4 protein-coding genes and 1 pseudogene are annotated in these 5534 nt (G+C 45.4%); 1 reads left to right on the forward strand and 4 read right to left on the reverse strand.

Annotated elements, in window-relative coordinates:
- Positions 1 to 121: 121 nt before the first annotated feature.
- Positions 122 to 1363, forward strand: coding sequence for a methionine gamma-lyase family protein (locus tag LC574_RS24085; RefSeq protein WP_229456086.1), 1242 nt, complete (start codon positions 122 to 124; stop codon positions 1361 to 1363).
- Positions 1364 to 2048: 685 nt separating this feature from the next.
- Here LC574_RS24085 and LC574_RS24090 read toward each other — a convergent pair.
- The 4 genes and pseudogenes from LC574_RS24090 to LC574_RS24105 form a co-directional block, all read right to left on the reverse strand.
- Positions 2049 to 2966 carry a manganese catalase family protein gene (locus tag LC574_RS24090; RefSeq protein WP_229456083.1) on the reverse strand — a complete coding sequence of 306 codons (918 nt, stop codon included), beginning with the start codon at positions 2964 to 2966 and terminating at the stop codon, positions 2049 to 2051.
- Between the two features lie 447 nt (positions 2967 to 3413).
- The gene (locus LC574_RS24095) at positions 3414 to 3755 is read right to left on the reverse strand and encodes a cupin domain-containing protein (RefSeq protein ID WP_229456084.1); all 342 of its coding nucleotides are present in this window, start codon (positions 3753 to 3755) and stop codon (positions 3414 to 3416) included.
- A gap of 335 nt (positions 3756 to 4090) precedes the next feature.
- A pseudogene (locus tag LC574_RS24100) lies at positions 4091 to 5194 on the reverse strand (zinc-dependent alcohol dehydrogenase); the annotation flags it as partial.
- On the reverse strand, positions 5190 to 5534 hold a 345-nt coding region (locus tag LC574_RS24105), incomplete at its 5' end, for a hypothetical protein (protein ID WP_229456085.1). The gene LC574_RS24105 and the pseudogene LC574_RS24100, both read right to left, overlap by 5 nt.

The following is a 5534-nucleotide window of genomic DNA, read 5'->3' on the forward strand; positions in this document are numbered from 1 at the left end:
TTGAGGTTTGGTTGAAGTAGCAATTGTCATGCAGTAACCTGAATTTGGATTTTCCAGCCTAGTCTGCGCGATCTTAAAATCCGCATATCTATAAATTTAATTTTTTTTGAACGAGGAACTGATGAACAGCTTAGAACAGCTGCGGCAAGCAGAACAGGCACTATTAGAAATTTTTTCTGGAATTGACGCTCAGGTCAAGCATAATCTAAAACGAGTGCTGGATGCTTTTCGTAATCACCGTGTGGGCGCACACCACTTTGCTGGTGTAAGTGGCTATGGTCACGATGATTTAGGACGAGAAACTTTAGATAAAGTTTTTGCTGAAGTTATGGGCGCCGAAGCTGCGGCCGTGCGGGTGCAGTTCGTTTCGGGAACTCATGCGATCGCCTGTGCTTTGTTTGGTGTTCTCCGTCCTGGAGATGAAATGTTAGCAGTGGTCGGTTCTCCCTACGATACGCTTGAAGAAGTCATTGGTTTACGGGGTCAAGGTCAAGGCTCTCTAATCGAGTTTGGCATAAATTACCGCCAATTGGAGCTAACCACAGAAGGAACTATAGATTGGCAATCTTTAAGTACTAATGTGGCCGAAAACACTCGTTTAGTGTTAATTCAGCGTTCTTGTGGCTATTCTTGGCGTCCTAGTTTATCAATTGCCGATATTGAAAAAATCGTCCACTTAGTCAAACAGCAAAACCCGAACACCGTTTGCTTTGTGGATAACTGCTACGGCGAATTTATTGAAACAAAGGAACCTACAGCTGTAGGTGCTGATTTAATAGCGGGGTCATTGATTAAAAATCCTGGTGGTACTATTGTCAGTGCTGGCGGTTATGTTGCCGGTCGCGCCGACTTAGTGGAAGCATCGGCTTGTCGCCTCACCGCTCCTGGTATCGGGAGTTATGGTGGTGCTACTTTTGACCAAAATCGCCTGCTGTTCCAAGGCTTATTTCTGGCTCCGCAAATGGTAGGAGAGGCGATGAAAGGGACTTATCTGACTGGTTATGTATTTGACAAACTCGGTTATCCAGTGAATCCCGCTCCCCTTGCTCCCCGTGGGGATGTAATTCAGGCAATCAAACTCGGTTCTGCCCAAAAGCTAATTGCTTTCTGTAAGGCGATACAACAGCATTCTCCCATCGGTTCCTATCTTGACCCTGTTCCAGATGAAATGCCGGGGTATGAGAGCCAGGTAGTCATGGCTGGGGGGACATTTATTGAAGGGAGTACCTTGGAATTATCAGCAGATGGGCCTTTGCGTGAACCCTATGTGGTTTATTGCCAGGGGGGGACTCATTGGACTCATGTGGCGATCGCCTTGGAGGTTGCGATTAATGCAATAGGAAATGCTGATGCAAAATTATAGCATATATTCCGCAGCGCATGAGGTTTGTTGAGAAATTAGTGAAAGGCGATCGCATTTGTTATTTTGGCGAACGCATTGTTCTTACAGCAGTTTTCATGTATTTGAACCACATCTGTCGTAGGGGTAAAGCATTGCTCATACGTGTCAACTTAACGTAAAAGCCATGTCCCGCAAGGAACTGAAGTTCCTTGCTAATAGCGGAAGTCATCTAAAGATGACTAAATATCAGTAGATCACAAAGTTTTTTAGAACCCGTACCAGATGGACATTTCAACAAAACACCCAGACACTAGAAAATCAGCGATTAATCAGCATTTCAGGCGATACCGTAAGTTGGGAGCAAAGCGATCGCGCTGAAACCAAGGCTGCTTCCCAAAAATTCACGATGGCTAAAACCCTTATTCTTGCGTGAGTTTCTGAAAGTTTGTGATCTACTGAATATAGCAAAAAATCTTTAGTCTACTTCAGTAGACTTTAGCTTTTAGCCTTGAACTTTAGTTCAAGGCGGTTGAGTCAGCCAACAGTTAAGCTATTTTTAGCTTAAGTTGACACGTATGAGCAATGCTGTGCCCCTACTAGCTGATGCATGTTTATCTGCCAAAATTTCCCCAACCCTCCTTTGGAAGGAGAATTGGGGAAATCAAGTCTTATTAGAACAGGTGTGAATGCTACTTCATGCCAATGATTAGCCACCGATAGTTGTTGTACGCTCAACTAAAGGGGGTGCGCTCGAACTGTTGCCTTGTGCCTGTGGCGTTTTCGGTGTACCATGCAGGCGTGGGTCGGGCTGGGGTAGTTCGGGTTCTGGCCCCAGTGGTTGGGGATTTTCCACATACTCGAATTCGCCTTTGCCATCCATTGAAGGGCCTTTTGCCCAACGCCCTTCGGCGCTTTCAGTTCCTTCTGAGTGATTCCAGAACTGATAGGCAAACTCGTTCTTCCCATATTCGTATGCGACATTGGGAACAACTGTCTCCTCAAACCCTTCACTTTTGAGATCTTCAAGCGCCGCTAGCCACTGGTTTTGATGCATGGTGTCGCGGGCAATCATGAAGCTGAGGTGGTCTTTGACTCCTGGATCGTCTGTCATCTCATACAACCGTACAGCCTGTATAAGACCCTGAGATTCGGCATGGAGATTAGAACGAAAGTCTGCCAATAGGTTACCACTGGCGACAATGAAGCGACCGTTCCACGGGAAGCCAACACTGTCAGCCGGGTAAGCACCTCCACCTGAGGCAATGGCATGCTGTGGGTTAATAGCCGCCGCAATCACATCCCTTGGGTTACTACCTCCCATAACGGCACCCACAACTGGATCTTTTGCACCTTCCTCTTGGTATTTGATCGGTGCTTTATCCAGCAGATGGGCAATCATCGTGGCTAACATCTCGACGTGACCAATTTCCTCTGTTCCGATGTCCAACAGCATATCTCGGTACTTAGCAGGGCCTCGACAGTTCCAACCCTGAAACAGATACTGCATCATTACGGTCATTTCACCAAAGCTGCCGCCGATGAGTTCTTGTAGCTTCTTGGCATAAACGGGATCGGGATTTGTTGGTGGTGTGAAGTACTGTAACCGTTTTTTGTGGAAAAACATTTGAATTCCTCGTTATTTGCAAATTGTCTGACACAAAATCAAACAGTTGCGCTTTCATCTGATATTTTGTGTTGCTTCTCCTTTCTAGGAAACTAATTAAATCTTTTATCTTCATCAGCCTCTAGTCAGACAAAAAAATTACTTTTAAATAAGTATTTCGATTTAGATTTATTTGGTTTTACTTCTGTCTAACAATGGATTTTAGAAGGCTCTGTTTTCTTTCAATAAAGGTATAAAGCCCATTGTCAGGTTTTACTAGGCTAGAGGCTGATGGCAAGTTAAAAGTAAGCCTTGCGATCGCCTGACATTTTGTGCAATTCTTTCTAAGCCACAAATCATGGTAAAAAGGGGAACAAGAATGTTGTTCCCCTACGAACCCTCTATATTTGATGCCATTGAAAGCGGCTATAAGTTTTTAGCGATCGCAAAACTTCAGATAACTGCAAATCAGTTTTCGTCTCGTCCGTGAACTTGAGCGGGTGGACTGGTTGCTTCAACAGCAGTGAATGATTCTAAAATTTTATAGGTGTGACTAGATCCTTTTGGTACTACCCAAGAACTCCCAGGCTCTAGTAAAACCGTTTGCCCTTCAATATGCAATTCTGCACGACCAGTAATTACATAACCAACAGTTTCATATTCTCGCGCTGCTGGCTCTTTAGGTTCGTTCGGTTGCTCATTCTCCCACAGGCGCATAGAAACGGTTTTGCCAGATGCAAGATATTTTTGACCAAGTTCACCTTTAGGCGAATGGCTAGAGTCTACTTTAATAACGGTTTTATCAGACATATTTTTTGCCTCTTTATACTTTTAACTTTGGGCATGGGGCATTGGGCATTGGGCATTGGGCATTGGGCATTGGGTATTGGGCATTGGGCATCGGGCATTGGGCATTGGGCATTGGGCATTGGTTATTAATTCTTGTCCCTCACTCCCTCATATCACGTCCGGTTAAACAGTTGTCAATTGCGAACGGAGTGAAGCAATCGCTCCAGACGTTGTGATTGCTTCGTTTCACTTCGTTCCACTCGCAATGACATATCACAAGTAATTTATCGGATATGATATCACTCCCTTATCTCCCCCTGCTCCCCCATTCCCTATTCCCCACTCCCCATTCCCTGCTACGGTTTAAGTACAATTTTGATGCAGTTATCTTTCTTGTGCTTAAAAATTTCGTAGCCGTGGGGCGCTTGTTCTAAAGGTAAAGTATGGGTAATGATAAAGGTTGGATCGATTTCACCGTTTTGAATCCGCTCTAACAAGGGTCGTAAATACTTATGGACATGCGTTTGCCCCATTTTGAAGGTTAATCCCTTGTTCATGGCAGCACCCATTGGGATTTTATCTAAAAAGCCACCGTACACACCCGCAAGTGATACGTGACCACCTTTAGCAGCAGACACTATTACTTGCCGTAATGCCGTCGGACGGTCTGTTTCGAGACGTACTGCTTGCTTTACCTGGTCGTAAAACGCCATAAAGTCTGTGCCGTGTGCTTCCATTCCTACTGCATCTATGCAAGCATCGGGGCCACGACCGCCAGTCATTTCTTTAAGTGCTTCGCCTACATTTACTTCTTCGTAGTTGAGAACTTCTGCTTTGCCGTATTCTTTAGCCATTTGCAGACGTTCGGGAACGCGGTCAAAAGCTAGTACACGTTCCGCACCAAGCATATATGCGCTTTTAATAGCGAATTGTCCGACTGGGCCACAACCCCAAACGGCGACAATATCACCGGGTTTGATGTTGCAGTTCTCGGCTGCCATGTAGCCAGTGGGGAAAATATCTGTTAAAAATAGCACTTGCTCATCCGTTAAACCATCGGGAATTTTGAGCAAGCCTACATCGGCAAAGGGTACTCGTGCATACTCTGCTTGACCACCGGCGTAACCGCCGAATAAATGAGAGTAGCCAAATAGACCTGCTGGCGAATGCCCCATTTGCTTTTCTACTAACCAAGCATTGGGGTTAGAGTTGTCGCACAGTGACCACAAATCCCGATTGCAGAAAAAGCAGCTACCGCAAGATATAGTGAAAGGAACAACGACGCGATCGCCTACGTTGACATTTTTAACCGCACTTCCAAGTTCTACGACTTCCCCCATGAATTCATGACCAAGGATATCGCCCTTTTGCATGGTGGGAATGTAGCCGTCATAAATATGCAAATCTGAACCACAAATTGCCGTGGAAGTAATTTTAACAATGGCATCGCGTGGGTTAAGACTTTAGTTTTTGAAAAACAATGGCGGCCAGGGCGATGGCCTTCTCCTTATTCACCTCCGGGTCCTGACCGAGGTTAACTGTTATACTGAAAGCCACATTGGCGGCATACACGTGCAGCACATTTACAGGGGTTTCCCAGTAAGCAGCATGGCCTACCTTGTCCAGCTTTTCAAATGACTGGCTTTTTGCAGTTTTTGCGATTTCTTTGGCTTCCCAGATCGCGACGTCAGGATTCACCGATTCGTCTGAGGTGATGGCTTGTATCTCAGCTTTTACTGATTCAGTGGTCTTTTGACGGTATTTCCTTTCAAAATCAGCCTCGGACATACGCGTGATGTT

It is taken from the genome of Nostoc sp. CHAB 5715, assembly GCF_020829685.1.
GTDB lineage: Bacteria > Cyanobacteriota > Cyanobacteriia > Cyanobacteriales > Nostocaceae > Nostoc.

What these genes read in the sequence shown, in the direction of transcription:
- LC574_RS24085 (WP_229456086.1), top strand. Translation starts at nt 122, where the DNA reads ATGAACAGCTTAGAACAGCTGCGGCAAGCAGAACAGGCACTATTAGAA.
- LC574_RS24090 (WP_229456083.1), bottom strand. Translation starts at nt 2,966, where the DNA reads ATGTTTTTCCACAAAAAACGGTTACAGTACTTCACACCACCAACAAAT.
- LC574_RS24095 (WP_229456084.1), bottom strand. Translation starts at nt 3,755, where the DNA reads ATGTCTGATAAAACCGTTATTAAAGTAGACTCTAGCCATTCGCCTAAA.